The organism is Streptomyces sp. NPDC033136, assembly GCF_055578235.1.
Genome location: NZ_JBVIPD010000022.1, coordinates 88276 through 112133, shown reverse-complemented (window position 1 = coordinate 112133; position 23858 = coordinate 88276). Strand labels below are relative to the sequence as shown.

Annotated in this window: 18 protein-coding genes and 3 pseudogenes; 14 read left to right on the top strand and 7 right to left on the bottom strand. The window is 68.7% G+C overall.

The genetic code is table 11. From position 1 onward, the window contains the following. Nucleotides 1–20 precede the first annotated feature (20 nt). The 8 genes from ACZ5TL_RS31360 (at nucleotide 21) to ACZ5TL_RS31325 (ending at nucleotide 9466) form a co-directional block, all read left to right on the top strand. On the top strand, nucleotides 21–1523 hold the full coding sequence (locus ACZ5TL_RS31360; protein WP_468594055.1) for a CoA-acylating methylmalonate-semialdehyde dehydrogenase: 1503 nt from the start codon (nucleotides 21–23) through the stop codon (nucleotides 1521–1523). A 63-nt stretch (nucleotides 1524–1586) separates the two neighbouring features. Continuing rightward, a complete protein-coding gene (locus ACZ5TL_RS31355) occupies nucleotides 1587–2537 on the top strand; it encodes a TIM barrel protein (protein ID WP_468594053.1) in 951 nt (316 codons plus the stop codon). 9 nt (nucleotides 2538–2546) lie between these two features. Then, nucleotides 2547–3980, top strand: a complete 1434-nt coding sequence (locus ACZ5TL_RS31350; RefSeq protein WP_468594052.1) for a sugar porter family MFS transporter — start codon at nucleotides 2547–2549, stop codon at nucleotides 3978–3980. A gap of 53 nt (nucleotides 3981–4033) precedes the next feature. Then, entirely contained in the window at nucleotides 4034–5050 is a 1017-nt protein-coding gene (locus ACZ5TL_RS31345) for a Gfo/Idh/MocA family oxidoreductase (RefSeq protein WP_468594050.1), read from the top strand. Further along, on the top strand, nucleotides 5047–5913 hold the full coding sequence (locus tag ACZ5TL_RS31340; RefSeq protein ID WP_468594049.1) for a sugar phosphate isomerase/epimerase family protein: 867 nt from the start codon (nucleotides 5047–5049) through the stop codon (nucleotides 5911–5913). Before ACZ5TL_RS31345 ends, ACZ5TL_RS31340 begins: the two co-directional genes overlap by 4 nt. A 433-nt stretch (nucleotides 5914–6346) precedes the next feature. After that, nucleotides 6347–7396, top strand: a complete 1050-nt coding sequence (locus tag ACZ5TL_RS31335; RefSeq protein ID WP_468594047.1) for a sugar ABC transporter substrate-binding protein — start codon at nucleotides 6347–6349, stop codon at nucleotides 7394–7396. Nucleotides 7397–7532: 136 nt separating this feature from the next. Further along, nucleotides 7533–8624 (top strand): ABC transporter permease, encoded by a 1092-nt coding sequence (locus ACZ5TL_RS31330; protein WP_468594046.1) that lies wholly within the window; start codon nucleotides 7533–7535, stop codon nucleotides 8622–8624. A gap of 38 nt (nucleotides 8625–8662) precedes the next feature. Next, complete coding sequence (locus ACZ5TL_RS31325) at nucleotides 8663–9466, top strand: ATP-binding cassette domain-containing protein (RefSeq protein WP_468594044.1); 804 nt, start codon at nucleotides 8663–8665, stop codon at nucleotides 9464–9466. A 285-nt stretch (nucleotides 9467–9751) separates the two neighbouring features. Here the strand turns inward: ACZ5TL_RS31325 and ACZ5TL_RS31320 are convergent. Both ACZ5TL_RS31320 and ACZ5TL_RS31315 read right to left on the bottom strand, forming a co-directional pair. Further along, nucleotides 9752–10408 (bottom strand): annotated as a pseudogene (locus ACZ5TL_RS31320) (response regulator). Nucleotides 10409–10861: 453 nt separating this feature from the next. Continuing rightward, the gene (locus tag ACZ5TL_RS31315) at nucleotides 10862–11854 is read right to left on the bottom strand and encodes a LacI family DNA-binding transcriptional regulator (protein ID WP_468594095.1); all 993 of its coding nucleotides are present in this window, start codon (nucleotides 11852–11854) and stop codon (nucleotides 10862–10864) included. Between the two features lie 422 nt (nucleotides 11855–12276). On the opposite strand from ACZ5TL_RS31315, the gene ACZ5TL_RS31310 reads away from it, so the two are divergent. The 4 genes and pseudogenes from ACZ5TL_RS31310 to ACZ5TL_RS31295 form a co-directional block, all read left to right on the top strand. Further along, nucleotides 12277–12477, top strand: a complete 201-nt coding sequence (locus ACZ5TL_RS31310; protein ID WP_468594043.1) for a hypothetical protein — start codon at nucleotides 12277–12279, stop codon at nucleotides 12475–12477. 271 nt (nucleotides 12478–12748) lie between these two features. Further along, nucleotides 12749–13753 carry a sugar ABC transporter substrate-binding protein gene (locus tag ACZ5TL_RS31305; protein WP_468594042.1) on the top strand — a complete coding sequence of 335 codons (1005 nt, stop codon included), beginning with the start codon at nucleotides 12749–12751 and terminating at the stop codon, nucleotides 13751–13753. 218 nt (nucleotides 13754–13971) lie between these two features. Further along, nucleotides 13972–14541, top strand: coding sequence for a transposase (locus ACZ5TL_RS31300; RefSeq protein ID WP_468594041.1), 570 nt, complete (start codon nucleotides 13972–13974; stop codon nucleotides 14539–14541). A gap of 25 nt (nucleotides 14542–14566) precedes the next feature. Next, nucleotides 14567–14887 (top strand): annotated as a pseudogene (locus ACZ5TL_RS31295) (transposase); the annotation flags it as partial. A gap of 124 nt (nucleotides 14888–15011) precedes the next feature. Here the strand turns inward: ACZ5TL_RS31295 and ACZ5TL_RS31290 are convergent. After that, nucleotides 15012–15488, bottom strand: coding sequence for a MarR family winged helix-turn-helix transcriptional regulator (locus ACZ5TL_RS31290; RefSeq protein WP_468594040.1), 477 nt, complete (start codon nucleotides 15486–15488; stop codon nucleotides 15012–15014). Nucleotides 15489–15598: 110 nt separating this feature from the next. Here ACZ5TL_RS31290 and ACZ5TL_RS31285 point away from each other — a divergent pair, with 110 nt between their 5' ends. Together ACZ5TL_RS31285 and ACZ5TL_RS31280 are read left to right on the top strand one after the other, a co-directional pair. Next, a complete protein-coding gene (locus tag ACZ5TL_RS31285; RefSeq protein WP_468594039.1) occupies nucleotides 15599–16774 on the top strand; it encodes a multidrug effflux MFS transporter in 1176 nt (391 codons plus the stop codon). Nucleotides 16775–17260: 486 nt separating this feature from the next. Continuing rightward, complete coding sequence (locus ACZ5TL_RS31280) at nucleotides 17261–17518, top strand: hypothetical protein (RefSeq protein WP_468594037.1); 258 nt, start codon at nucleotides 17261–17263, stop codon at nucleotides 17516–17518. Nucleotides 17519–18309: 791 nt separating this feature from the next. Here the strand turns inward: ACZ5TL_RS31280 and ACZ5TL_RS31275 are convergent. The 4 genes and pseudogenes from ACZ5TL_RS31275 to ACZ5TL_RS31260 form a co-directional block, all read right to left on the bottom strand. Further along, a pseudogene (locus ACZ5TL_RS31275) lies at nucleotides 18310–18486 on the bottom strand (transposase family protein); the annotation flags it as partial. Nucleotides 18487–18953: 467 nt separating this feature from the next. Next, on the bottom strand, nucleotides 18954–19925 hold the full coding sequence (locus tag ACZ5TL_RS31270) for a succinylglutamate desuccinylase/aspartoacylase family protein (protein WP_468594036.1): 972 nt from the start codon (nucleotides 19923–19925) through the stop codon (nucleotides 18954–18956). Between the two features lie 18 nt (nucleotides 19926–19943). Beyond that, a complete protein-coding gene (locus ACZ5TL_RS31265) occupies nucleotides 19944–20114 on the bottom strand; it encodes a hypothetical protein (RefSeq protein ID WP_468594034.1) in 171 nt (56 codons plus the stop codon). Between the two features lie 24 nt (nucleotides 20115–20138). Further along, nucleotides 20139–23165, bottom strand: a complete 3027-nt coding sequence (locus tag ACZ5TL_RS31260; protein WP_468594033.1) for an aminotransferase class III-fold pyridoxal phosphate-dependent enzyme — start codon at nucleotides 23163–23165, stop codon at nucleotides 20139–20141. Between the last annotated feature and the right edge of the window lie 693 nt (nucleotides 23166–23858).

Genomic DNA, 23858 nt, shown 5'->3' with positions numbered 1-23858 from the left:
CTGCAAAGGAAACCCTCACCGTGAAGACCATCGAGCACTGGATCAACGGCTCCCCCGCCGCCGGCGCCGACCCCCGCACCGCCCCTGTCTTCAACCCGGCCACCGGCAAGGAGCAGGCGCAGGTCGTCCTCGGCAGCTCCGCGGACGTGGACGCCGCCGTCTCCGCGGCCGCGCAGGCGTTCGAGACCTGGTCGGAGTCGTCGCTCTCCCAGCGCACCCAGGTCATGTTCTCCTTCCGTCAGCTCCTCGTCGAGCACGAGGAGGAGCTGGGCCGGATCATCTCCGCCGAACACGGCAAGACCGTCGACGACGCCCGCGGCGAGATCACCCGCGGCCGGGAGGTCGTCGAGTTCGCCTGCGGCCTCGGCGACGTGCTGAAGGGCGACTTCTCCGACCAGGTCTCGCGCGGCGTGGACGTGCACAACTTCCGCCAGCCCCTCGGCGTCGTCGCCGGTATCACACCGTTCAACTTCCCGGCGATGGTGCCGCTGTGGATGCACCCGGTCGCCATCGCCACCGGCAACACCTTCATCCTCAAGCCCAGCGAACGCGACCCCTCCGCCGCCAACTTCGTCGCCGGCCTCTACAAGAAGGCCGGCCTGCCCGACGGCGTCTTCAACGTGGTGCACGGCGGCAAGCCCGCCGTCGACGCGCTCCTCACCCACCCGGGCATCCAGGCGGTCTCCTTCGTCGGCTCCACCCCCATCGCCAGGTACGTACACGAGACCGCCACCGCGCACGGCAAGCGCGTCCAGGCCCTCGGCGGCGCCAAGAACCACGCCGTCGTCCTGCCCGACGCCGACCTCGAATACGCCGCCAACCACATCACCGCGGGCGCCTACGGCTCCGCCGGCGAACGCTGCATGGCCGTCTCCGTTGCCGTCGCCGTCGGCGACGCCGCCGACAACCTCGTCGGGATCCTGCGGCGCAAGGCGGACGAGGTGAAGGTCGGCCCCGGCAACGCCCCCGGCACCGACATGGGCCCGCTGATCACCAAGGCCTCCCAGGAACGCGTCGAGAACGCGGTCGGCACCGCGGCCACGCAGGGTGCGACGGTCGTCGTCGACGGCCGCGGCCTGAAGATCGACGATCCCGCGCATGCCGGCGGCTTCTTCACCGGCCCCTCCCTCCTCGACCACGTCACCACCGAGATGGACGCCTACAAGGAGGAACTCTTCGGCCCGGTCCTGGCGATCGTCCGCGTCGACACCCTCGACGAGGCGATCGACCTCATCAACGCCAACCCCTACGGCAACGGCACCGCCCTGTTCACCGGCTCCGGTGAGGCCGCCCGCCGCTTCCAGCGCAAGGTCCACGTCGGCATGATCGGCGTCAACGTGCCGGTGCCCGTGCCGATGTCCTACTACTCCTTCGGCGGCTGGAAGGACTCCCTCATCGGCGACTCCCCCATCCACGGCGCCGAGGGCATCCGCTTCTACACCCGCCCCAAGGTCGTCACCACCCGCTGGCCCCAGCCCGCACAGCAGGTGGCGGCCGGGTTCAACTTCCCGACCTCCAGTTGACCCTCCGGACGCCAAGCGCTCATCCGGCCCATCCCTCTGTCCCCTTTTCGAAGGACGTACACCATGGCAACGACGCCATCCCCCCTCCGCACCGTCGTGGGCAATCTGTGTCTGGGGTCGGCTCCCGACTCATGGGGTGTCTGGTTCCCCGAGGACGACCACCAGGTCCCCTACACCCGCTTCCTCGACGAGCTGGCCGCGGCCGGTTACAAGTGGCTCGAGCTCGGCCCCTACGGCTACCTCCCCACCGACCCGCAGCGGCTGAAGGCCGAGCTGGACACGCGAGGGCTGCAGGTCTCCGGCGGTACCGCGTTCGGCGCGCTGCACCGGCCCGAGGCATGGGACGAAATGCTCGCTCACGTCCGGCAGGTGGCGGAGCTGACCGCCGCCGCGGGCGCGCACCATCTCGTCTTCATCCCGCCGATGTACCGGGACGAGAAGACCGGTGCGTTCACCGAGTCGCCGGAACTGACCGCCGAACAGTGGGCCGGGTTCGGCAGGGCCGCCGACCGGCTGGGCAAACTGCTGCTGGACGAGTACGACGTACAGCTGGTCGTCCACCCGCACGCCGACAGCCACATCCAGACGCAAGCGGAGATCGAGCGGCTGCTCAACGAGTCCGACTCCCGCTGGACCAACCTGTGCCTGGACACCGGGCACGTCGCCTACGGCGGCGGCGACAACCTCGACCTGATCCGCCGGTTCGGCGAGCGCGTCGGTTACGTCCACATCAAGCAGATGGACCCCGAGATCCTCGCCCAGGTCGCCGCCGAGGACCTCTCCTTCGGCGAGGCGGTCAAGCGCGGGGTGTGTGTCTCGCCTCCGGCGGGGGTGCCCAAGCCGTCCGATGTGGTGGGCGAACTGGCCAAGCTCGACGCCGAGTTGTTCGTGATCGTCGAGCAGGACCTGTACCCGTGCGCGCCCGAGGTGCCGCTGCCCATCGCGGTCAGCACGCGTGAGCACCTGGCCGGCTGCGGCCTGGCCGGAACCCGACGCCCGACCGGCGACAAGTAGGAGGTGGCCATGGACGTCACGAACGAAACGCCCCAGGCCCCCACTCCGGCCACCGCCGTCGCGGACGACGCTCCCCCGGCGGTCCGCCGGCGGCTGCGGCTGATCACCCTGATCGCCACGTTCGGTGGTCTGCTCTTCGGTTACGACACCGGCGTCATCAACGGTGCCCTGCCCTACATGACCGAGGACCTGGGCCTGACCCCGGTCACCGAGGGCATGGTCACCAGCTCGCTCCTGCTGGGCGCCGCGCTCGGCGCGGTTGTCGGCGGTCGGCTGTCGGACGCCCGCGGGCGGCGGCGCACGATCCTGGTGCTGGCCGTGCTGTTCTTCGTCGGCGCGCTCGGCTGCACCCTCGCCCCCACCACCGCGGTCATGGTCGTCGCCCGCTTCGTCCTCGGCCTCGCGGTCGGTGGCGCCTCGGTGACGGTACCGGTCTACCTCGCGGAGGTCTCGCCCGCCGAGCGGCGCGGTGCGCTGGTCACCCGTAACGAACTGATGATCGTCAGCGGTCAGCTGCTGGCGTTCACCTTCAACGCGATCATCGCCCGGGTCGGCGGCGAGTCCGGCGGCGTCTGGCGCTGGATGCTGGTCATCGCGACCCTCCCCGCCGTCGTGCTGTGGTTCGGCATGCTGGTGATGCCGGAAAGCCCACGCTGGCTGGCCTCCAAGACCCGCTTCGGCGAGGCTCTGGACGTCCTCAAGCAGGTTCGCTCCCAGCAGCGGGCCGAGGCCGAGCTCGCCGAGGTGTCCGCGCTCGCGGTCAAGGAGCAGCATGAGAACCTGGGCGGCTGGCAGGACCTCAAGGCCACCCCGTGGCTGCGCAGGCTGATGCTGGTCGGCTTCGGCATCGCGATCGTGCAGCAGATCACCGGCGTCAACACGATCATGTACTACGGAACCCAGATCCTCACCGACGCGGGATTCGCCGCGGACAGCGCGCTCACGGCGAACATCGCCAACGGTGTGATCTCGGTGCTCGCCACCTTCGTCGGCATCTGGCTGCTGGGCCGTGTCCCGCGCCGTCCGATGCTGATGACCGGCCAGGTCGGCACCACCGCCGCCCTGCTGCTCATCGGCATCTTCTCCCTGGTGCTGCCCGCCGGCGACCCCCGCGCGTTCGCCGTGCTGGCGATGACGGTCACCTTCCTCGCCTTCCAGCAGGGCGCGATCTCCCCGGTGACCTGGCTGATGCTCTCGGAGATCTTCCCGATGCGGATGCGTGGCTTCGGCATGGGGATCGCGGCCGTGGTGCTGTGGCTGACCAACTTCGTGATCGGGCTGGTCTTCCCGTCCCTGGTCTCCGGGATCGGGATCTCCAACACGTTCTTCCTGTTCGTGGTGGCGGGGATCTTCTCCCTCACCTTCGTGAAGCTCTACGTCCCCGAGACCAAGGGCCGCACGCTCGAAACCCTGGAAGCCGAGCTCAAGGCGCGCTTCTCCTGACCCCCTTCCGTCCCGGGCCCACCGGCGGCCCGGGACCGCAGAAAGGAACTCCCATGACTGTGCGCGTAGGCGTCATCGGCGCCGGCTGGATCGGCCACGAGCACATCCGGCGTCTCACCGACGCCGTCACCGGTGCCCAGGTCACCGCGGTCACCGACATCGACGCCGCCCGTGCCGAGGAGGCGGCGGCGCCGGTCGGTGCCCGGGTGCTGCCCGACGGCGCCGCCGTGGTCGCGGCGGACGACGTCGACGCCGTCCTCGTGACGTCCTGGGGCCCCACCCACGCCGAGCACGTGCTGAATGCGATCGCCGCTGGAAAGCCGGTGTTCTGCGAGAAGCCCCTCGCCACCACCGCCGAGGACTGCCTGAAGATCGTCGAGGCCGAAATGACCCACGGCCGCCGCCTAGTCCAGGTCGGCTTCATGCGCCGCTACGACACCGGGTACCGGCAGATGAAGCAGGTCATCGACGCCCAGCGCATCGGTGAGCCGCTGATCGTGCACTGCGCCCACCGCAACCCCACCGTCCCGGAGTCGTACACCTCCACCATGGCCGCCCTCGACACGGCGGTGCACGAGGTGGACGTCCTGCGCTGGCTGCTCGACGACGAGATCGTCTCCGCCCAGGTGGTGACACCGCGCGCCACGAGCAAGCGGTTCGCCCACCTCAAGGACCCGCAGATCATGCTCTTCGAGACCACCAAGGGCGTCCGCATCGACCTGGAGGTCTTCGTCAACTGCCAGTACGGCTACGACATCCAGTGCGAGGTGGTCGGCGAGGAGGGGCTCGTGCGGCTGCCCGACCCGGCCACGGTCGCCGTACGCAGCGCCGCACAGCACACCACCGATGTCCTGACGGACTGGGTGGGCCGCTTCGCGGACGCCTTCGACACCGAGTTCCGCGAGTGGATCGCGGGGATCGCCGCCGGCAGCGATCCCACCGGCCCCTCGGCCTGGGACGGCTACGCCGCCACCGTCATCACCGCTGCGACCGTCGAGGCCCTGGAGTCGGGCCGCGTGGTCGCCACGGACCTCAAGCCCCGACCCGCGCTCTACGGAGGAACCGCGTGAAGATCGCCCTCGACCCCTACATGTTCCGTGCGCTGCCCATCGACGACATGGTGCGCACGGTAGCCGAACTCGGCTACGAGTACATCGAGTTGTCGCCCCGCGACGACTTCATGCCGTTCTTCCTCCACCCGCGCGCCGACGACGGGCGGATCGCTGAGCTGAAGAACTCCCTGCGCACGCACGGCGTGAAGCTGTCCTCCGTGCTGCCGCTGTACAAGTGGTCCTCGCCCGACGAGACCGAGCGGCAGGCCGCCATGCGCTACTGGAAGCGGATGATCCAGATCACCGCTGACCTCGAGTGCACGCTCATGAACTCGGAGTTCAACGGCCGCCCCGAACGCGCCGCGGAGAGCGAGGCCGCCTTCTGGCGGTCCCTGGAGGAGCTCCTGCCGGTGTTCGAGCGTGAAGGCATCGCTCTGAACCTGGAGGCGCACCCGGACGACTTCTGCGAGGAGAACACCCCCGCCGTCGACCTCGTCCGTGCCATCAACAAACCGTGGATCAACTACCTCTACTGCGCCCCGCACTCGTTCCACCTCTCGGGCGCCGACCCGACGGCGGACATCGCGGCGATGATGCGCTACGCCGGCGACAAACTCCAGCACGTGCACATCGCGGACTCCTTCAACCACAAGGGCTCCAGCGGCCTGCGCTACATCCTCAACCCACCCGGCACGACCGCCCGCATTCACCAGCACCTGGACATCGGCCAGGGCGAGGTCGACTGGGACGCCTTCTTCGGCACCCTGCGCGAGCTGAACTTCGACGGCGTCGCCACCGCCTGCGTCTTCGCCTGGGAAGAGCGCGCCCGCGAATCCTCCGCCTACATGCTCGACCGCATCACCAAGGAACTCGCTGCCTGAACAATTTCATTACGTTCCGGAAAACCCTTCCGACTCCATCGGAATGGAGCGCTCCATAAACTGCGCTGAACCGTGGTGAACTGCGGCACATAGAGCGCTCCCACAGGCCGCCATCCAGCACCCCCAAGAAACGTAGAAGCGCCACAGAGAAAGCCTTGCCGAGTGCGAGCAGCACCCGGCAGGGCCCTTTGGCCTGCCCAAATACCTCTATAAACACGAGGAAGACACGCCGATATATCCGTTGGAATTCAGCCTGCAATATGTATTGACACCTTCAGCCAAACAGGCGCTAAATTTCGCCAAAGAGGTACCCAGTAGGTCTCCACGAGACCAGGACCACTTCCCTTTCCGCGCCGTTTCATGACCCTTCAGTCAGTCCGCCTCTCAGCGGACCTGCGGCGCCCTCACAATTTCTCGAAGCAGAGGTAGGACCATGCCGCACTCCGCTCACTCGCCCCGAAGAGCCCGCCGGGTCTCCGGCTGGCGCGCACTCGCCGTCGTCCCCGCCCTGGCCCTGCTCGCCGTGGGCTGCTCGCAAGGCTCCGACGACACCGCCTCGGCGTCGGGCAAGGGCACCTCGCTGAAGTCGGGCCTCGGCAGCACGGCCAAGGACCGCAAGGTCACCTTCCTGCTCCCCCAGGACCCCGGAGACCCGTTCTGGACCACGATCGCGCAGGGCGCCAAGGATGCCGCGCAGCTGCTCAACCTCGACCTCAACATGCAGACGAGCTCGGGCGACCAGACCAAGTACAACGACCTGATCGGCAGCGCAGTCGCCGACAAGCCCGCGGCGCTGGCCGTCGTGCTCGACGACCCCAACAAGTACACCGAGAACGTCTGCGCGGCCCAGAAGGCCGGCATCCCCGTGATGAGCTACAACATCACCCAGGAGGGCAAGGTCGGCGGCTGCACGCTCGGCTTCGTCGGTCAGGACTTCGAGGAGGTCGGGTACCTGCTCGGCAAGCGCCTCCTCGCCGACAACCCCGACATCGGCAAGGGTGACACCGTCCTCACGCCGGTCGAGTTCCCGGACCAGGTGTACGCGGTCCAGCGCCACGCCGGCGTCAAGCGCGCGCTCGACGAGGTGGGTGCCAAGACGGAGATCCTCGGCACCGGCATCGAGGACTCCGCCGCCCTGGACAAGATCACGCAGTACCTGCTCGGCCACAAGAAGACCGCCGCCATCGTCCCGCTGGGCGGAACCCCGCACCGCAACGTCCCCAAGGCCCTGGAGGACTCCGGGCTGAAGGTGCCCGTCGTCGGCTTCGACCTGGCGCCGCAGATCATCACCGGCATCGAGTCCGGCGCCATCGGCGCTGCGGCCGACCAGCAGGGCTACGTCCAGGGCTTCCAGACCGTCATGCAGCTCGGCCTGAAGCTCGACTTCGGCCTCAGCCCCGCCAGCATCAACTCCGGCGGCAGCGGCCTGGTCGACAAGTCCAACGTCGGCATCGCCAAGGAACTGGCCGGCAAGGTCCGCTGACCCCACGCGGTCCGGACCGGACGGCACCACCTCATCCGCCGACGATTCGGCTCGGGGCGGCCAGGCATGACTGGCCGGCCGCCCCGCCCATCTCAACCAGGAAGGCAGTACGACCATGAGCGAGCGGAGCGGTCAGGTGACCGCAGGGAGTATCACGGCGGCAGGGGGCGCCGTCGTGGAGGGCGACGCCGCGCCGGCGAGCGCGCCCACTCAGAAGCGGACTCTCGCGGATTCCGCCCCCACCACCACCGGTGCCCGGCTTGCCGAGCGCCTGCGCCAGATCCGCGGGCGCGGGGCGCTGGAGATCGGACTGGTCTTCGTCCTGGTGCAGCTCGGCTGCATCATCTACTACCTCGTGGACCCCGTGGCCTTCCCCTACCTGGAGAAGTCCAACTTCAACGTCCTCAGCCAGAGCATCCCGGTGATGGCGATCCTGGCCATCGGTGCCGGCATCCTGATCATCGCCGGTGAGTTCGACCTGTCGCTCGGCGCCAACTTCACCTTCTGCGCCCTGGTGTTCACCCGGTGGTACGCCGACGGTGCGGGCGCCTGGGCCGCCGCCGGCATGGCCGTGCTCACCGGTGTCGCGATCGCGCTCGTCAACGGCATCCTCACCACCAAGGCCAAGATCCCGTCCTTCATCGTGACGCTCGGCATGATGCTCTTCTGGGAAGGCGCGGCCCTGTTCTACAACGGCACCACGGCCGCCCTGATCACGCCGAGCGAGACCCTGAAGCAGGTTTTCACCGCCGACCTCGGCTTCTTCCGCGGTCAGGTGCTGTGGCTGATCGCCGTCGGTGTCGTGTTCTGGCTGCTGGTGCACCGGCACCGGCTCGGCAACCACATCACCGCCGTCGGCGGCAATCCCGCCGCCGCTCGCGCCATCTCCATCAACCCCGACCGCGTCAAGATCATCGCGTTCGGCATCCTCGGACTGTGCGTGGCCCTCGCCGCCATCCTCACCGTCGTCCGCACCGGCTCCGTCCAGCCCGGCACCGGCCGCGGCATGGAACTCAAGGCGATCGCGGCCGCCGTCGTCGGCGGTGTCGCCCTGTCCGGCGGCCGCGGCAGCGTCCTCGGCATGGTCCTGGGCGCGGCCCTCATCCTCACCGTGCAGGACATCCTGCTGCTCGGTGGTGCGCCCGGCTTCTACCTGGACCTCTTCGTCGGTCTCATCATCGTCGCCGCGGCCTTCTTCAACCGCATGATCGAGGGGAAGGCGAAGTGAGCGCCGCCGAGCCCACCGCCGGAAACGGAGCAGCAACCATGTCCCCCACCGCCACCGAGGAGCGCACCGGCGAGGTGCTGCTGGAACTGTCCGGCATCACCAAGCGGTACGGCGCCAACACCGTCCTGAGCGACGTCGGTTTCCAGATCCACCAGGGCGAGGTCGTCGGCCTGCTCGGTGACAACGGCGCCGGCAAGTCGACCCTGGTGAAGACGATGTCCGGTGTCGTCACCGCCGAAGAGGGCGACTATATGTGGCGCGGCAAGAAGCTGACCACGCTCAACCGCCAGGAGACTGAGAAACGCGGCGTCGAGACGATCTTCCAGGACTCCGCCCTGGTGCCGTCGATGACGATCACCCGCAACATCTTCATGGGCCGTGAACTCACCAACTCCCTGGGGATGCTGAGGCTCAGGAAGATGGACGAGATCGCCGCGCAGATCCTGGACAGCGTGGTGACCATCGAGGGCATCAAGAGCCCCCGCCAGCTGGTGGGTTCGCTCTCCGGCGGCCAGCAGCAGGCCGTGGCGATCGCCCGTGCGGTGCACTTCAAGCGCAGCCTGCTGATCCTGGACGAGCCGACCAGCGCCCTGGCCGTTCGTGCGACCGAGGCGCTGCTCAACTACCTGCTGCAGCTGAAACAGGAGGGCATCAGCTCGGTGCTGGTCACGCACAACCTGCATCACGCCTTCCAGGTCTGCGACCGGCACATCGTGATGAACCACGGGCGCAAGATCCTCGACGTACGGCGTGAGGACACCAGCGTCGAGGAGCTCACCGCGGCCGTCGTCGAGGGTCCGGAAGGCCTGCGCCGGTACCGCGAGGGCAAGCCGCTCGCCTGAGCGAAGACCGGACACGGTCCCCACGCGCAAAGGCGTGCCCGGGCAGCCCCCCGTGCAAGTCGGGAGCGGCCCGGGCACGGCCGTACGCAGTGGCCGTGTCGCGTGATACGCGTCAGCCGTCGTGTGATCGCCGTGTTCGCGGGGAGGGCATGAACTCGTCGGTGCCCACGCAGTTGTTGCAGTCGGCGTGGACCCCGATGTCCTCGCGGGTGATCACCATGTCGGCGTTCTCGCACCACCACCGCAACCGGACCGTTCGGGTGAGGGACCCGCATGGCCCTCGCGTCACCCGCCGGGCTGCGCGTGCCCGTTCTGCCAGGCCCAGGCCACGATCCCGACGCGGTTGCGCGCGGCCGGTTTGAGCTGGACGCTGGGCAGGTGCGTCTTGACCGTGGAGAGGGAGAAGTAGTGTTCGGCGGCGATCTCGGCGTTGGCCGAGGGCGCCCAAGCGCACGACGCCGGGCCTCAACGGGGCCGCCGCTGTGGCCTACGAGTCGGTGACGTGCTTGAGCAGGCGAACCCTGATCGACGGCGAGACCAGCGAGTCGCCGGCCGCGGCGGCGCGGACAGCCTCCGCCAGGAGGGTGGGTCCGGAGTCCTTCAACAGGAACCCGCACACGCGCCCCGCAGTGCCCGTACACGTACTCGTCGAGGTCGAAGGCGGTCACCAAGACGCCCCGCACCGGGTCGGCCACGGCGGCCCCCGCGAGCAGCCGGGTCGCCTCCAGCCCGCCCAGGCTTGGGCATCCGGATGTCCAGCAGCCACACGTGGGGACGCTCCCGCCGGGCCGGCGCCACCGCTTCCGCGCCGTCTGCGGCCTCGGCGACCACGGTGATGTCGGGCCGGGCGTTGAGGAAGAAGCGGAAGCCGGTGCGGACCATTTCCTGGTCGTCGGCGATGACGACGCGGATGGGCGCCCCAGACGGAGGTGGGCCGGTCATGGCTCGATCATCAACTTCCCGGACCCCGACGGGCCCAGTCAGACCGGTGATCAGCGGGACGAAGTCGGCCCGGCCGTCGACGCGGTACCGTACCACCCGGGCCGAAGCCGACGGGACCTGGACCGCCCCGGCCGTTGTACTGTGCTTGTTGGCCTCGATCGGGGCCAGGTGACTGCCGTCGGCAGCACATCCTGGACCCGTCGGGCTTTGCGACGCTCGATCCGCGCCACAGCAGGTGGGCTCCCCGGCCCCGCAGCCTGTGCCAACGGGCCAAGCCCGGCGCCGCCGTCGAAGAGGGTCTGTCCGGTGAGGAACACCTCCGCGCCGACCATCCTGGTGATCAGCACAATCATGAACCGTTCACCGCCGAGGGACCATGCTGACCACAACGACTGACGTCACTTGGCGCAACCGGCCGGCAGCGCCTCCCGGTGCAGGCCCCACTCTGCGGACTCAGCCCGCAGGCGGCCCACTCGTCCCCCGCACCACCAGTTTCGGGTCCAACACGGCCTCCCGCGGCGCCAGTTCGGAGCCCTCCAGCCGCTCCACGGCGAACCGTACCGCGTGCTCGGCCATGAGCACCGCGTCCTGGCGCACGGTGGTCAGGCCGATCGGCATCAGATGGGAGAGATGGCTGTCGTCGTATCCGACGACAGACAGGTCGCGCGGCACCTCGACGCCGGCTTGGGTCAGGGACATCAACAGACCCATCGCGCTACGGTCGTTGCCCGCGAGGACCGCCGTCGGCAGCGGCCGCCCCTGGTCCCGTTCCGCCACCAGGAGAACGCCGGTCTCGATGCCCGACTCCTCGGTGTGCTCACCGGGGATGACCCGGATCTCGGACTCCAGTCCGTGGCGCCGCATCCCTGCCCGGTAGGCGCGCCGCCGCTCGGCCGAGCCGGGGCCGCGGCCGCCGTCGATGTGCACGATCCGGCGGTGTCCCAGCTCGACGAGGTGGTCCATCGCCTGACGTATGCCCTTGCCCTCGGCGGAGTGCACGAAGTCCACGTGGGCGTGCGCGACCCGGCGGCTGACGGAGACGGCAACCGTGCGGTGGCCCAGCCGGTCGAGGAAGGAGAGCTCCGCGAAGGAGCCGAGCAGGATCACCGCCTCGCAGCGGTGGCTGAGCAGCGCCTCGACGGCCTTCTCCTCGCTGCGACCGGGGGTGGCGCCGGACAGCAGGACCTCGTAACCGAGGCGTTCGGCCTCGGGGTAGATGCCCTCGATGAGGTTGGTGTGGAAGGTCTGCTGCACGGTGAACATCACGCCGAGCGTGCGGCTGCGGCCGCGCGCCAGCAGCCTGGCCGCACTATCGGGCCGGTAGCCGATCTCGTCGGCGACCCTCAACACCCGCTCCCGGGTCTCCTCGCTCGCTCCCGGCTGGTTGCGGAACACAATCGAGACGAGCGCCCGTGAAACGCCCGCCTTCGCGGCGACGTCCGCCATCGTGGGCCGCTGCATGCCCGATCCGTCCACCTGTGAACCCACCCCTCCGACGCCGCCCACCTTAGAGCCTGTCAGGCGGCGATCTGGAACTCCCAGCACCAGGCCGTTGACATGATGTTTGGACAGAGGTCATCGTACTACCCTAGAGCGCTCTAGTAGAGCGCGCCAGCGACTCTCCCGCTCCTCCGGTCTGCGCCGCATCCCCAACCCATGCGCTGCCACCGCCCGCATCCGCCAGCACCTGAACATCAGCCGGTGCGAGGTCGGCCGGGACGCGTTCCCAGGCACCCCGCACGAGCTGAACTTCGACGGGCATCGCCACCGCCTGTGCCTTTGCCTGGGAGGAGCAGGCCCGGGAGTCCTCCGAGACGAGTGCACGGCGTTGGGTGCCGCGTGGTGGAGCGTACGCGCTCCGTGAAGGCGTGCGCATCGCCCAGGAACGGCGTCACCACGCCATGGCCGCCACCGGCAGGGCGGCGTTGCGACACGTCGGCACGGTTCCATGCAACAAAGCGCGGATCATATCGGTGCACCCTGACAAGGACGTTGGCATCACCGATAGCAACACGAAACAATACAAATTGCAGTATGACCTTCTAGAGCGTGCTAATAATGCGCTCTAGCGAGGCACTGGGGGGCCGCACCAGGACCGCCAAGCATCGTTGCTCGTAACTGGACACGGCTCGCGCTTCCGGTCTCCGGCCCCGGAGACCGAGGACACGCCCCTTCGTCACGGTCTCCACCCACCAGCCCAGGTTTCTTCGGTCGGGACCTTCCCGCATCAGCCCGCGTCCGCTACACATTCGACCGCAGGGACTGGCCCACCCGCACTCGAAGCCGTTCCACCCCATCCAGCACAAACCATCCTGACCTGCACAGTGAGGTGCGAAGGACATGCACAGACACCACAGAGCCGCCACTCTGGCCGCTGTCGTTCTCACCGGCGCACTGCTCGCCACCGGATGCTCCAGCAGCTCCGGCGGGAAGAAGTCCGAGGAAGGCTCAGCCGCCGCCTCCGCGGGCATGGCCACCACTCCCCGCATGACCGTGGCCATGATCACCCACGCCTCCCCGGGCGACACCTTCTGGGACCTCATCCGCAAGGGCGCCCAGGCCGCTGCCGCCAAGGACAACATCAAGCTCGTCTACTCCAGCGACCCCAGCGCCGGAAACCAGGCCACCCTCGCGCAAAACGCCATCGACCAGAAGGTCGACGGCATCGCGCTCACCGCCGCCAAGCCGGACGCCATGAAGGACGTGGTGGCCAAGGCGAAGGCGGCCGGTATCCCGGTCACCGGCTTCAACTCCGGGCTGGACGACTGGAAGGAGCTCGGCATGCTCCAGTACTTCGGCCAGGACGAGAACCTCGCAGGCCAGGCCTTCGGTGAACGCCTCAACCAGCTCGGCGCCAAGCACGCCCTGTGCGTCATCCAGGAGCAGGGGCAGGTCGCCTTGGAGGCACGCTGCGCCGGACTGAAGAAAGGTTTCAGCGGCCAGACCGACGTCCTCTACGTCAACGGCACCGACATGCCGTCTGTGAAGTCGACGATCACCGCCAAGCTCAAGCAGGACTCCTCCATCGACCAGGTGGTCACCCTCGGCGCCCCCATCGCACTGACGGCGGTGCAGTCACTTTCCGACGCGGGCGCCAAGGCCAAGATCGCGACCTTCGACCTGAACGAGGAGCTGGTCGAGGCCGTCCAGGACGGCACGATCGAGTTCGCCGTCGACCAGCAGCCCTACCTCCAGGGCTACCTCGCCGTCGACTCGCTCTGGCTGTACAAGACCAACGGCAACTTCAGCGGCGGCGGCACCGCGCCCGTCCTGACCGGCCCGGCCTTCATCACCAAGGACAACGCCGACAGCGTCGCCGAGTTCGCCGCGAAGGGCACCCGGTGACGAGCATGACCCAACTGCGCCGACGTGACCCCACCGTCGGCCTCCGGCCCGAAGCAGGCCGACGGCGGACGGGCGGCGCAGCGTTCTATGGCGCTGCGGTTGCCCGCCCGCCCCAAGGTGGGGGTCTCCCTCGGCACCCTGGCGGGGTTCGCCTTCCTCCTCGTCGCGGCGCCGCCGTGCCGTCGCCCGCGCCACAGGAAGGGCAGGATTTGTGGAGAGTGGATGATCCGCTGCGTCTCGTCGTCCGCGTCCTGCATGAACGCCTGCTGAAACACCTCGAACGGGAACGTCACCGCGTTGTTGCCGGAGGCGGCTGCCACGGCGTGGAACATCTCGCCGTATGCCCGGCCGGCCGCACCAGCGCCGGGTGGTATCCGGTCACCCAGCACGGCAGGCCCGCCATCGTCGCCCAGTTCGCCTCCACCGACTGCCGGGCCTGCCCGTCAAGGACGCAGTGCACATCCTCCCGGCGGGTCAGTCGGATGCTCACCCTGCGGCCGAAAGAGCTGCACGAGATCCAGGCCGCCGCCCGCACCGAGCAGAAGACCCAGACCTGGCGGGACAAGTACAAGCTGCGCGCGGGGGTCGAGGGCACGATCAACCAGGCCCTGGACATGACCGGAATCCGCCGGGCCCGCTACCGAGGACTGGCCAAGGTCCGCCTCCAGCACGTCTTCTCCGCCACCGCCTTGAACGTCATCCGCCTCGACGCCTACTGGAGCACCACCCCGCTCGGCAGACCCCGGACCAGCAGACTCGAACGCCTTGCCTACATGCTCACAGCCTGACCGGCGACCGCTCGGAATTGGGCAACGGAGTCACCCCTCGGGCAAAGGCAAGCGTCGCAGCATGGGCGAGCGCGACTTCATCGCGCTGATCGACGGTGTCCATCAACTCGTCAAGGCACCGATCGTGCTGGTCTGGGACCGGCTGAACACCCACGTGTCCCACGCCATGCGTGAGCTGATCGCCGAGCGTGAATGGCTGTCGGTGTTCCTGCTGCCCGCCTACTCGCCTGACCTCAACCCCGTCGAGGGGGTATGGGCGCACGTCAAGCGCAGTCTGGCCAACCTCGCAGTGGTCGCCCTCGACCGGCTCGAGGCCCTCGTCCGCAACCGGCTCAAACGGCTCAAACGGCTTCAGTAGGTCGGCGCCCCCGCCGCGCTGGCGAAGCCGCAGGCACCACCGCCGAGTTGGGGCGCCGTGCGGGGACGCGGGCGGCGGGGCGCTCGGGGTGGTTGCTCGTGAGCCGATCCGTTCATTGAGGATCACGCTCGATCGAGTCGTCGGCGGTGAAGCGTTGTTCCAGGCGGCTGAGCAGGCCGGTGCACTGTTGGACCGTGTCGATGTCGTTGCCCAGGATGCCGGCGAGTTCCCGCGCCCAGGCGGCACGCAGCACACGCAGGTTGTCGGTGGCGCGGTCGGTCGGGCGTACGGCGATCCCCCGGCCGGTGGTCGCGGTGCGGGAGATCATGCCCTTGTCCTCAAGGCTGCGCAGCGCCGTGCTGACGTTCGTCCGTTGCAGCCGGGTGCGGCGGGCGATCTCGCTGGGCGCGGCCCCCGGATACAGGTCCACGACACGCATGATCTGGCGTTCGGTCTCGGTGAGCGGAACCAGTTCGCTGCCCTCTGGAGTACGCGCGCGCACCAGCCGGCCCACGTTGAGGATGAGGTCGGCCAGATCGGCGAGCGGGCCGTCGGCGGCCTCGGCGGCGTTGTCCTTGTGGTAGGGCATGGACCCATCCTAATGAATTATGGCATCATAATTATATGGACATAACTATTAGAGGTGTGGAAGATCGGCACGTGGCCGCGGCGGCTTGCGACGCAGGTGCCCCAGAACCGATGAGTCCGGGACGCCGAGCCCGGCTGGCGCTGGCGCTCGGCTCCCTGAGCGCGTTCGGGGCGCTCACGATCGACATGTACCTCCCGGCGATGCCGGGCATGGCCCACGAGCTGCAGACCAGCATGCCGCTGGTCCAGCTGACCCTGACGGTGTTCGTCATCGGACTCGCCATCGGCCAGGTGATCGTCGGTCCGTTGTCGGACATGTGGGGCCGACGTCGGCCTCTGCTGATCGGGATGGCGCTGTACGTGGCCGGGTCGTTGTGGTGCGCGATGGCGCCGGACGTCGGATGGCTGGTCGGCGGGCGCATCCTGCAATCGCTCGGCGCGGCGGCGGCCACGGTGCTGGCCCGGGCCATCGTGCGGGACCTGTTCGACGGCACCGCCATGACCCGGTTCTTCTCCACCCTCATGCTGGTCAACGGCGTGGCGCCGATCGTGGCCCCCGTCATCGGCGGCCAACTCCTGACCGTCGCGACGTGGCGGGCCATGTTCGTCGTCCTCGCCGCGCTCGGCGCCGCCCTGTTGCTGGCGGTTGTCTTCACGCTGCCCGAGTCGCTGCCCGCCGGGCGCCGGCAGCCCGCTCATCTGACCGGTACTCTGCGAACCTTCCGCGCATTGGCCACCGACTGGCACTACCTGCGCTACGTGCTCGCCGCAGCGTTGATGTTCGCCGCCGTGTTCGCCTACATCTCCGGCTCGTCGTTCGTCCTGCAGGACGGCTATCGGCTGACCCCCCAGCAGTTCAGCCTCGTTTTCGGCGCCAACGGCCTGGGCATCGTGCTGTTCGGGCAGGCCAACAGCCTGCTCGTCGGCCGTGCCGCCGACGAGCACACTCTCCTGCGCATCAGCCTGACGGTCGCCACCCTTGGCGGACTGGGCGTGCTGGCCTGCGCCGCGCTCCGCCTTCCCCTTCCCATACTGCTGGCATGCCTGTTCACAGTGGTGTCCATGCTCGGCATCGTTTTCGCCAACGCGACGTCCCTCGCGCTGACCCGCCACGGTTCCGCCGCCGGCGTGGCCTCCTCCCTGCAGGGACTGCTGCAGTTCCTCGTCGGCGGCGCCGCCGCCTCCGCCATGAGCCTGACCGGCCACGTGAACGCGGTCGTCATGGGCGCCACCATGTTCCTGTGCGCCGCGGCCGCGCTGGCCGTGCTCAGTGCCCGCCGCCGGTGAACAGCCGACGCCGGTGATCAGCTCAGGCCCGTAGTCAAGGGGCAGCGTCCGCGAGGAGGATGAGACGGCCGTTGCACGACGCCTGCGAGAAGACCGTCCAGTAGATCGCCGACCTCGTCGGGGCCTGCCCAGTTCGACGGTGTACGGGCACCTCGACAAGACCAGGACCGTCCCCCGCCAGCCCAAGAAGACCACGGTCACGAAGCCCTGACCACTCCTCTGCATGCTGGGCCGACGACGGGAGTCCGGGGGCCTTGCCCGATTCTGCGCGTATCGATCAGCTTGCGGATCTCCGTCAAGAGGTGGTTCGGGCACACCGCCGTTGAGGGCGGCCGTCTGTCAAACTGACCACGTGCGGTTCCGGCTTGTGTCCGATCTGGGCGTCGACCTCTGCGACGCGGTTTTTGAGGACGACGATCACGTCTTCGCCATCGATCGCCACGCTGATGTGTGGCGGCCGCTGCTCACCGGATCGAGTGTCTCGTCGTGTCCCTCCCTGACTGGTCGCCCGACGGCACGCACATCGCGGTCGACACTGACGGCGTCGCGATGGTCGACCTCGCCCAAGCGCGGCAGTGGCGGATCCCTTCCGCCGAGGCATGGGGATGGACGCCGGGTGCACACTTGTTGATCTACGACTGTGACGCCACCCACGGTTGGGTTCTTGCCCTTGCCGATCCCGTTGCCGGACAGCGACCACAGGTCCTCGGGCAGCCTGAGGCCGACTTCGAGGCTTGGGGGTGACCGGAGGCAATCGCCGTCGACGGCAACGGCGACACCTGCGTGATCGCGTACCGGCGCCGCCTCGTCTGGTACTGTCTGCGCTCGCTCAAGACCTTGCGCATGCGGGCCAGGACGATGACCTCGTCAAAGGCATCGCTGTGGGCGCGGACCACGCCACGGCCGTGGTCGAGTACGACCACGGCGTGCGCCTGTGGAACCTGCGCACCGCCGAGCCGCTGACTCCCTTGCTGACTTGGATCGCCCCCGCCCAGCCATCACCCTCTGGGCGCTACTACGTCTGCCGGTCTTCAAAGGCCGACGCGGACCGGGATACGGCCCGCTGGTCGATCTGGGAACCCGTCCAGCACCAAGAACATCACCCTGAACCGGAGATTGAATGGTTGCCGCTGCCCCCAGCGCTCGCCTCATACCGGTAGTTCGTTAAATCCGGAGGTAGAGATCAAGACCGTGTCCCGTGGTGACCGCGTCGATCAGGGCCTGGAGTTCGGAGGGTGGGTCTTTGTCCGTCCAGGATCGCCACCATCGGTTCAGGGTGGTGGCGGGGGTGAGCCAGGCGCGAACCGAACGTAATGCCCTGGGCCAGCAGGGCAGTTGGGGTGGGTGGGGTTCGGTTGGTCCCCCTCTCTGGCCCCTCGTCGGGGCACGGGTCCGGTGCGGTGGCGTCCAGGGGTCCGGGTGGGGCGAACCATTGAGTGGTGTGCATCGTGAAGTCGCAGGTCATGGGGCTGGTGTGCGCGGCTTCGGGGTACTCGGGCTGGTCATGAGCGCATGACTCCCGTCCAGATCGTCGGTCAGCGGGCGACTTCGCGGTTCGTGAGGACCAGTAGGGCCCTGACCAGGGCGGTCGCCCGTTTCGGGTCGGTGCGGACCTTGCCGAGCACACGCCAGTTCTTCAGGTGCGCGAAGCCGTGCTCGACCGGTGCCCGGACGGCGGCCAGTGCCTTGTTGGACAGTTTCTGGCCGCCGGTCGTTGACCCGCTCGCCCTCCCACGGCGACTCGGACAGGAAGAACTGCAGCCGCTGCACCCCCGGCATCCCCGCGCCGGTCACCGGCTCCGCGCCTGCCAGGCAGGTGATGGTCTTGTTCCGCTCCCGCGGCGCCAGCAGCCCGGTCAGGTACTCGCGGAAACCTCGCCGCTGGGCCAGGCTGAAGAAGAGGTCGTCGAACCGGGCCGCGTACTCCTCCAACGGCCCCGGCGCGGGCGGACACGGACGGCGAGCGGTCATCTTCAGCCCCCAGCAGAGCAGTTGACTTCTGCCACCGGCCTACGACCAACCCGACCTACCGTCAACCCACACCACCACCGGATTTAACGAACTACCGGTAACGTGCACCTGGCCGACGGTGCGTCATGACGAATCTCCTGGAAGTAGCGCAATGGGGGCCAGCTCGGTGGGGTAGGGGGGTGGAATCGGTGAGCGGGCATGCGGCCCGTCAGTCGTGCGGGGTGGCGATGGCGGCGAGTTCCGTGCCGGGGCGGACGGAGAGTCCGTTCATGCCGTAGATGATCGTTCCGGTGGCGGTGGCGGTGACCTTGTGTTCGGTGCCGTCGACCGGGTCGATGATGCGGCCGATGGTCTGTCCCTCGGTCACCTCGTCACCGGTGACCGCGTCCGGGTACCACAGACCGGTGACCTGGGAGGCGACCTCGCCCGTCCAGATCCAGTCGCGTGGCTGCACGGTCGTCGGCTTGACGTGCTTCGACGCCTCGATGACACCGAGGTGGTGCAGGATCCGGTACAGGGCGTCGAGCAGCCTGCGCACGGTGGCGGGGTCGCGGTCGCCGAGCTTTCCGGTCTCGACGAGGATCGCGGGGACACCCTGCCGGTTCGCCGCGGCGTGGCTGTTGCCGCCGTCCGGGCTGGTGCCGAAGATGACCCGCTCGTATCCGACCGCGTGGGCCATCGCCTTGTTCTTCGCGTCCAGTTCGTCGTCGCCGGTCAGGCGGTAACCGACGAAGTCGAGCAGATGCTGGTCGATGCCGCCGCTGTGCAGGTCCACGTAGGCATCGGCGCCGTCGATCAGGTGCTCGAACAGCCAGGCCGCCATCCGCTCGGTGGGGCAGCCGTCCTTGTCGCCGGGGAAGACGCGGTTGATGTTCACGCCGTCCAGCGGGGAGATGTTGAGCCTGCCCCCGTAAACGGCCGGGGGGTTGGCCACGGGGCAGATCACCACCTGGCCGGCGACATCGTCCGGTTCCAGCAGCCCGGCCAGGCGGGTGGCGGCGTCTACGCCGATGAACTCGCCGCCGTGGACGCCACCGGTGATCACGACCCGGGGGCCGGGCCGGGAGCCGTTGACGAGGAGCAGGGGAACTTCCGCCGTCGTGGGGCCGAGGTCGGCGGGCAGAACCCCGCGGGTCTTCTGGCCGGGCTCGGCCCGCAGCGGGCCGATGGTCAGGGTCATGTCTTTCCTCTTTCTGGCTCAGGCCGCGGTGCGGCCGTTTGTGGTGATGAAGTCGGTCGGCTGGGAGGTGCGGCCCTGAAGGGCGAGGTCCGCGGCAATGCCGCCCATGGCGGGCGAGAGCTTGAAGCCCTGGCCGGAGTGGCCGGCCAGCAGGGCACTTCTCGCGTTTCGCGGGTCACTCTCGTTCATTGCCTCAGTGGACGGTTGCCCGTCTCAGGACTGAACGGCCGAGCGCAGCTCGGGCAGGGACAGGACCTCGTCCAGCGCGTCGACGTAGAGATCCACGTGCTCGCGGCGGAAGGTCATGGGCGGTTTGATCTTCAGTACGTTGTCGTGCACGCCATTGGGGAAGACGATGACGCCTCGCTCCTTCATGAGCTCGGTGACCATGAAGGCCTGCTCCGTGGCCGGCATTCTGGTGGTGCGGTTACGGACCAGTTCGACGCCGAGGTAGAGCCCTTCTGCCCGCACGTCGCCGATGAGCGGTTGGCGCTGCTGGAGCTCGCGCAGCGACTGGGCGAAGTACCCGCCCACGCTCACGGCGTTCTCCCTCAGCCCATCCTGCTCGACGATGTCGAGCACGGCCTCGCCGATCGCGCAGGAGACCGGGTTGCCGCCGAAGGTGTTGAAGTACTTCATGCCCGTGTCGAACGCGTCGGCGATCTCCCGAGTCGTGACCAGCGCCGCGAGGGGGTGCCCGTTCCCGAGCGGCTTGCCCATCGTGACGATGTCCGGGACCACTCCCTGGAGCTCGAAACCCCACCAGGGCCCGAGTCGTCCGACACCGACCTGGACCTCGTCGGAGATGCACAGGGCGCCCGCCCGCCTGGCTGCAGTGAACACGCCATCGAGGTAGCCGTCGGGGAACACGATGTTCCCACCCGATCCCATCAGGGACTCGGCGATGAAGGCGGCCGGGGGTCGGCCGTCGGCCGTGATCCGCTCGATGACGGCCGCGGCGTCGCGCGCGTACTTGACTCCGGCGTCCGGGTCGTCGTACCCGTAGGTGCTGCGGTAGCGGTCCGGGATGACGACCTCGTGGGTGGTCGCGGGTGCACCTGCGCCGCCGGGGCCCTTGTAACGGTTCGGGCTGATCCCGGTCACGACGCCGGTGTTGCCGTGGTACGCGCCGTCGATGTTGACGATGTGCTGACGTCCTGTCACCTGGCGGGCGATCCGCAGCGCCAGGTCGTTTGCCTCACTGCCTGTGCACACGAGGAAGACGACCTCGAGCGGGTCGGGCAGCGTGGCTACCAGCTTCTGCACGTAACTGGTGATCTGCGGGTAGACGAAACGGCTGTTGGTGTTGAGTTTGCGCAGCTGTCGGGTGGCGGCGGCGGTCACCCGTGGCTCGGCATGGCCGACGTGGGTGACGTTGTTCAGCGAGTCCAGATAGGCCAGGCCGTCCTCGTCGTGGAACCACACGTCCCGCCCACGCACAAGGTTCATCGGGTTGCGGTAGTAGTTGTGCTGGGAGCGAGCGATGTGGCGACGGCGCACTGAGACGACGTCGTCGATGGTGGGGACCGCGGCGGGGGACTCGGTGAACCCGAAGAGCCGGGCGGGGTCAGGGGACAGGTGGCTCCACACCTGCCGTGCGAAGGGCGGCACGGCGCGAGGCGGCGGCCACGTGGCCATCCGTGCGGTGCGGTGGACCTGCACCTGGACGCAGGGCCCGAGCGGGTCCGTCTCATCGCTCGCGCCGGCGCGTCCCAACGGCGCCCCGGCCGGGACTGTCGCCGCAACGGGCGGCGTGTCGTCGAGTCCCCACCAGCAGGTCCAGAACTCCAGCCCCTCGACCGCATGTCGCAGCACCAACGGCATACCGGGGCCACCGCGGACCTCGACGACGCCGGACAGCGGGCTGGCGACCTCCTCGGCATCGGCCACGATCAGCGAGCCGCCGACCTGAACCGTCGCGGGCTCGTCGGCTCCTGGGCGGCGCCGGCCCCCCAGGAGCAGCGATGCGCTGAGGTGGGGCACGTAGCCCCGCCGCCGTCGTCCGTCGAGGGCGTCGTCGATGCTCGCGCGCACCGCCCTCGCTTCGTGCCAGTCGACTTCGTCGTAGAGATCACTTGCCGGTCGCAGGTCGAGCAGCTGCGGGGCCGGTGTGTGCAGGGCACCGTCTCGCGCCGCCTCTGCCAAGACCTCTTCCAGACCCCCCTGCTCCGGCGTCCGGGGGAGCCCACAGGCGACCCGGAACGTCGCCTCGGCGACGTCGGGACAGACCTCGGCCACCTGCGCGATCGTCGGCCAGGTGTGTTGTACGCGGATCCGCCCGTACGGCGTGCCGCTCTCGGCGACCCGGCGCGTCCACGTCACGGCATTCATGCACAGCCGGGCGGCCGCCAGCGGATAGACAGCCGCCAGTTCCTCAGCCGTGAGGGGAAGCACCGAGTGGAAGCCGGCCACGACTTCGGCCGCCGCGGCGAGCGGGTCGGCCTTGCGGACCATGGCGTAGCCCGCCGCGATCGCCACCTCTGCCGCGCGCACGCTGTAGAGCGAGTCGCCCAGGTCGATGATGCCCGAGATCCGCAGCACCCCGTCCTCGTCGGCGTCGGCCAGAACGTTGGCGTCGTTGAGATCCTGGTGCAGGACGCTCCGCGGCAGTCGGTTCCATGCCGGCAGGAGATCGTCGTACCAGCCCATGATAGTGCGCACCGACTCCCGCCGGTCCGCGTCCTGTACAGCGTGCAGCGACGCCTCGACGATCTCAGCGGCCCGGCGCATGTCCCAGTCGTGCGGTTCCAAGCCCACCGGTGGCTCCATGCTGGAGAGTCCGAGGCTCAGCCGCCCAGCGGCTTCTCCCAGCTGACGCAGCAGCGCCGCGGGGTGGTCGTCGAGATCCGCCAGGACCCGGCCCTCAAGCCAGCTCATCACGCGGACCACGTGCGTTCGGCCCTCGTGGACGACGTCGGCAAGGTACTTCCCCTCGCGTGTCGGGACCAGTCGTGGCACCGGAAGGTCGGGAACGGTGGAGGCCAGATGCTGGAGGAGTGAGTTCTGCCAGAGGACGTCGGCTGAGTCCGGCTCCGCGCGGGTGACCCGTACGAAGTAGCGCATGCCGTCATCGCCGGTGATCCGGACGTTCTGGTCGATCTCCCCTCCCAGTGGGTGCTGGACATATCCCTCGAGTCCGAAGGACTGCCGCAGCACGTGATCGAGAAGCGAGCCCGGCAGTTGGCCGGTGTGACCGGGGATGGTCGTTCCGTCCTGGCCGGTGGTGGTCGCTGAGGTCATCGGTGCGTTCTCTCTCTCGTCGTCAGGTCGCTCATCACTCGCCGTGGGCCTGCGTCACGACGCTCGGGTCGTGGCCGGTCCCCCGCCGCCACTTGGGTCGGACCTTTGCCCGACGCTGTCAGTCGGCTCCCGGGCGGTCCGATCGATGCGGTTCCTGGGCGGAGGCGGGCAGGGCGGCCGCGGCTGTGGTCTCGATCGCTTCACGGGCTGCAGAGATCTCGACCACGTCGGCGACCGACAGGTCCAGGCGAACTCCCCCGTTCGGTACTTCGATGCCCCACTCCCACGGCTGCAGGGGCCCGGGCCAGGACGCGCTCCAACACCTGGTCGGCGATCAGGTCCGAGGTGGGCCGTCCGACAAGGGCGGAGCGCTCATCGAGACCGGTCATCAGCTCACGCGGCGGCCGTCATGACCTCCCAGGTGACGTTCTGGTCCTCGACCCTCGCCTTGAGCTCGGCGTAGTCTCTGGGGGAGTCCGGGTGATCTCGATCCCGCTCTGCCTGGCGAACCGGTTGGCTCGGCCGCCTTGGTCATCGCGGTCCTGGTGGGCCCTGTAGCGGAAGGCTGAGACTGACCCGAGGGACGCGGCGCCTCTCAGCAGCGCCTACTCAAGTTGACGGACTGAGGATCAGGTGCTTACGGAAGCGCCATGGCTGCTCCAAGTGCGTGGTCATGTCACGAGCCATCTCCAG

What these genes read in the sequence shown, in the direction of transcription:
- ACZ5TL_RS31355 (WP_468594053.1), top strand. Translation starts at nt 1,587, where the DNA reads ATGGCAACGACGCCATCCCCCCTCCGCACCGTCGTGGGCAATCTGTGT.
- ACZ5TL_RS31350 (WP_468594052.1), top strand. Translation starts at nt 2,547, where the DNA reads ATGGACGTCACGAACGAAACGCCCCAGGCCCCCACTCCGGCCACCGCC.
- ACZ5TL_RS31345 (WP_468594050.1), top strand. Translation starts at nt 4,034, where the DNA reads ATGACTGTGCGCGTAGGCGTCATCGGCGCCGGCTGGATCGGCCACGAG.
- ACZ5TL_RS31335 (WP_468594047.1), top strand. Translation starts at nt 6,347, where the DNA reads ATGCCGCACTCCGCTCACTCGCCCCGAAGAGCCCGCCGGGTCTCCGGC.
- ACZ5TL_RS31325 (WP_468594044.1), top strand. Translation starts at nt 8,663, where the DNA reads ATGTCCCCCACCGCCACCGAGGAGCGCACCGGCGAGGTGCTGCTGGAA.
- ACZ5TL_RS31315 (WP_468594095.1), bottom strand. Translation starts at nt 11,854, where the DNA reads ATGGCGGACGTCGCCGCGAAGGCGGGCGTTTCACGGGCGCTCGTCTCG.
- ACZ5TL_RS31305 (WP_468594042.1), top strand. Translation starts at nt 12,749, where the DNA reads ATGCACAGACACCACAGAGCCGCCACTCTGGCCGCTGTCGTTCTCACC.
- ACZ5TL_RS31290 (WP_468594040.1), bottom strand. Translation starts at nt 15,488, where the DNA reads ATGCCCTACCACAAGGACAACGCCGCCGAGGCCGCCGACGGCCCGCTC.
- ACZ5TL_RS31285 (WP_468594039.1), top strand. Translation starts at nt 15,599, where the DNA reads ATGAGTCCGGGACGCCGAGCCCGGCTGGCGCTGGCGCTCGGCTCCCTG.
- ACZ5TL_RS31270 (WP_468594036.1), bottom strand. Translation starts at nt 19,925, where the DNA reads ATGACCCTGACCATCGGCCCGCTGCGGGCCGAGCCCGGCCAGAAGACC.
- ACZ5TL_RS31265 (WP_468594034.1), bottom strand. Translation starts at nt 20,114, where the DNA reads ATGAACGAGAGTGACCCGCGAAACGCGAGAAGTGCCCTGCTGGCCGGC.
- ACZ5TL_RS31260 (WP_468594033.1), bottom strand. Translation starts at nt 23,165, where the DNA reads ATGACCTCAGCGACCACCACCGGCCAGGACGGAACGACCATCCCCGGT.